This window comes from Salinibacterium sp., assembly GCF_031364185.1.
Lineage (GTDB): Bacteria > Actinomycetota > Actinomycetes > Actinomycetales > Microbacteriaceae > Rhodoglobus.
Window position 1 is genome coordinate 1 of the sequence record NZ_JANLVV010000262.1, and the last position, 3,732, is coordinate 3,732.

Annotated in this window: 2 protein-coding genes; one reads left to right on the forward strand and one right to left on the reverse strand. The window is 65.8% G+C overall.

The genetic code is table 11. The features are described from left to right. Nucleotides 1-9: 9 nt before the first annotated feature. On the forward strand, nucleotides 10-1,749 hold the full coding sequence (locus RMN95_RS11665) for an FAD-binding protein (protein ID WP_309617082.1): 1,740 nt from the start codon (nucleotides 10-12) through the stop codon (nucleotides 1,747-1,749). Between the two features lie 26 nt (nucleotides 1,750-1,775). On the opposite strand, the gene RMN95_RS11670 is transcribed toward RMN95_RS11665, so the two are convergent. Further along, nucleotides 1,776-3,617, reverse strand: a complete 1,842-nt coding sequence (locus RMN95_RS11670) for an ABC transporter ATP-binding protein (RefSeq protein ID WP_309617081.1) — start codon at nucleotides 3,615-3,617, stop codon at nucleotides 1,776-1,778. Nucleotides 3,618-3,732 lie beyond the last annotated feature (115 nt).

Consider the following 3,732-nt stretch of genomic DNA (forward strand, 5'->3'; position numbering starts at 1 on the left):
GGCTCCCGCATGCCCGACACCGCCGTCACTGGTCGCCGTATTTCTACCTCCGTTCTCGTCATCGGCACGGGAGGTTCGGGCCTGCGGGCCGCGATCGAACTGTCCGAGCGCGGAGTGGACGTTCTTGCGGTAGGCAAGCGCCCGAAGAACGATGCACACACCTCGTTGGCGGCTGGGGGCATCAACGCGGCCCTGGCCACCATGGATGCCGAAGACAGCTGGCAGCAGCATGCGGCAGACACCATCCAGGAGAGCTACTTCCTGGCCAACCCGCACACGGCCGAGATTGTGACGAAGAACGCCAGCCGAGGCATCCAGGACCTCGAACGATGGGGAATGCCGTTCGCGCGCGAGAATGATGGTCGCATCAGTCAGCGCTATTTCGGGGCGCATAAGTACCGTCGCACCGCGTTCGCGGGCGATTACACCGGGCTCGAAATCCAGCGCACCCTGGTCGCGCGTGCCGCCCAACTCGACGTTCCGATCCTGGATTCGGTGTACATCACTCGCATCCTGGTGCGCGATAACGTGGTGTTCGGTGCGTACGGCTTCGACCTGCGCGACGGCAGCAGGGTGACGATCATCGCCGACGCGGTCATCATCGCGGCTGGCGGGCACAACCGCATCTGGCGTCGCACCTCCAGCCGTCGCGACGAGAACACGGGCGACTCCTTCAAGCTGGCGGTGGATGCCGGTGGCCGGCTGCGCGACGCCGAGCTGGTGCAGTTTCACCCGAGCGGCATCCTCGAACCCGAGAATGCCGCGGGCACCCTGATCAGCGAGGCCGCGAGGGGCGAGGGCGGGGTGCTGCGGAACGTACTCGGCGAGCGCTTCATGGCCAACTACGACCCCGAGCGCATGGAGTTGTCCACTCGTGACCGGGTCGCGCTCGCCGCGTACACAGAGATCAAGGAGGGGCGCGGCACCGCGAAGGGCGGAGTGCTGCTCGACATCTCCCACCTGCCCCGCGAGACGATCATGACGCGACTGCCCCGCGTCTATCAAACCATGCTCGAATTGCAGGTGCTGGATGTCACCACCACCGCCATCGAGATCGCCCCGACCGCGCACTACTCCATGGGAGGCGTATGGGTGCGGCCGGAAGACCACTCCACCGATGTGGTCGGAATGTATGCCATCGGCGAGGCCTCGAGCGGGCTGCACGGGGCCAACCGTCTCGGTGGCAACTCGCTCATCGAGCTGCTCGTCTTCGGCCGGATCGTCGGTCAGGCCGCCGCCGAGTACAGCGCGGGCATCACCTCCCAGCACCGCTCCCAGGACGTGATCGACGCCGCCGAGCGCGAGGTGAGCGACACTCTGGCTTCGGACGGGCAGGAGAATGTGCGGGCGTTGCAGCGCGACATCCGCAACACCATGACCGACTTCGGTGGAGTAGTGCGCGACGAGGCGGGGCTTACCGAGGGGCTGCGCCAGTTGGACGACCTCGACGATCGCCAGAGCCGAATCGGTGTGCATCCGGATGTCGCGGGCTTCTCTGGCCTCGCACATGCCTTCGACCTGCGCGCCTCCCTGATGGCCGCGCGAGCCACCCTCGATTGCGCTCTCGAGCGCCGGGAAAGTCGCGGTGCTCACAATCGCAGCGACTACCCCGACATGGATCCCGCCCTGCAGGTGAACCTGGTCTGGTCGGCCGACGGCTCGATCGCGCACGAGCAGATCCCGCCGGTGCCGGCCGAGATCGCCGCACTCATGGAGGATGTGACCCAGGCCGGCAAGCTGCTCGAGTAGGCGGCGGGGCAGCGCCCGCATCCCGGCTATCGCAGCTGTTGCGCGTATAGCGAGGAGTACAAGCCTCCGGCCGCGATGAGTTCGTCGTGCGTCCCCCGCTCCACCACGCGACCACCGTCGACCACGAAGATCACGTCGGCGGCGCGAACCGTCGACAGCCGGTGCGCAACGGCGATCGTGGTGCGACCCTTCGACGCGGCATCCAGCGCATCCTGCACCACCCGCTCAGAGAGCGAATCGAGCGCGCTGGTGGCCTCGTCGAGAATCAGCACCGCCGGGTCTTTCAGCAGCACCCGCGCGATGGCAATGCGCTGCTTCTCTCCACCCGAAAGACGGTAGCCACGCTCCCCCACCACCGTGTCGTACGCATCGGGAAACGACATGATCGTGTCGTGGATGTTCGCACCGACGGCAGCGATCTCCAGCTCTGCGAGGGTCGCCCCCGGCTTCGCGTAGCGCAAATTCTCCGCGATCGTCGCGTGGAAGAGATACGTTTCCTGGCTCACGATCCCGATGTTGCGCACCAGCGAATCGGAGTCCAGCTGCCGCACATCGTCCCCCGCGAACAACACACGACCCGCGGTCACATCGTGCAGCCTCGGGATCAGGTACGAGACGGTGGTCTTGCCCGCACCCGAAGGCCCAACGAACGCCGCAAACTGCCCCGGCTCGATGACCAGCGAGACGCCCTTCAGGGTGGCCGGTGACTCTGTGGGCGCATCTGGATAGCGGAACACCACGTTGTCGAACTCGATCCTGCCAAGCCCGGCAGCGCGCACCGGGTGTGAATCGGGCGTATCCGTAATGGCGGGCTCCAGATCGAGGTACTCGAATATTCGCGCGAACAGGGCCGACGACGTTTGCAGGTCGAGGGCCACCCGCAGGAGGCCGAGCAGCGGGAACATCAGTCGCGCCTGCACGGTCGTGAATGCGACGATCGTGCCGGCCGTGACATCCACCCCGCCGGTAATCAGATAGGCGGCGGCGACATAGATGATGGCGGGAATGATCGACAGGAAGATGCTGACCATCGCGAAGAACCACTGACCACTCATCTGCTGTTTCACCTGCAGCGAGATCTGGTTCTGGTTCTCGGCGTCGTAGCGCGCCGTCTCTGCCTGCTGCTGGTTGAAACTCTTCGCCAACAGGATGCCGCTCACGCTCAGCGCCTCCTGGGTGATCGCGGTCATGTCGCTGAGCGACTCCTGGGTCTTCGTGGCGATGCGAGCACGCACCTGGCCGACCCTGCGCTGGGCGATGACCAGCACCGGGAGAAGGATGACCGCCACCAGCGTCAGCTGCCAGCTCAGCACCAGCATGCTCACGAGAGCCGCGAGCACCGTAACCGTATTGCCGATCACGCTCGAGATGGTGTTGCTCAGCACGCCGGCGACCCCGCCGACGTCGTTCTGCAGCCGGGACTGGATGACCCCGGTCTTGGTGCGGGTGAAGAACGCAAGTTCCATGGCCTGAAGGTGACCGAACAGGCGGATGCGCAGGGCGCCCATCACCCTGTTGCCCACCGTCGCGGTCAGCCACGTCTGCCACACGCCGAGCGCCGCGGAGGAGACCCAGAGGGCCACCATGATGGAGACCAGTTGCACCAGGACCGGGATGTTGGGCCTTCCATCCGAAGGAAACAACCCCTGGTCGAACGCCTGCTTCGTCAGCAGCGGTGGCACCACACTGAGCCCGGCACTGACCAGCACGAGAATGATCGTGACCGTCAGTGCCTGCCGGTGCGGGGCGAAAAGCCCGGCAATGCGCCCCAGCAGGTTCGGGATCTTCGGTGCCGCCGCGTTCGCTGCCCTCTGCGCCGCCGCATCCCCGCCGCCCATCATTCGGCCGCCGCCACGCACTCCGCTCATACTCCGACCCTACGGTCCTTTCATCATTCAGGAGGTCATGGGGCTGAAGTGACCAGAGGGGCTGAAGTGATCCCGCCAGCGGCCTCCAGACCCAGCAGTCACACCACCTCCTGAA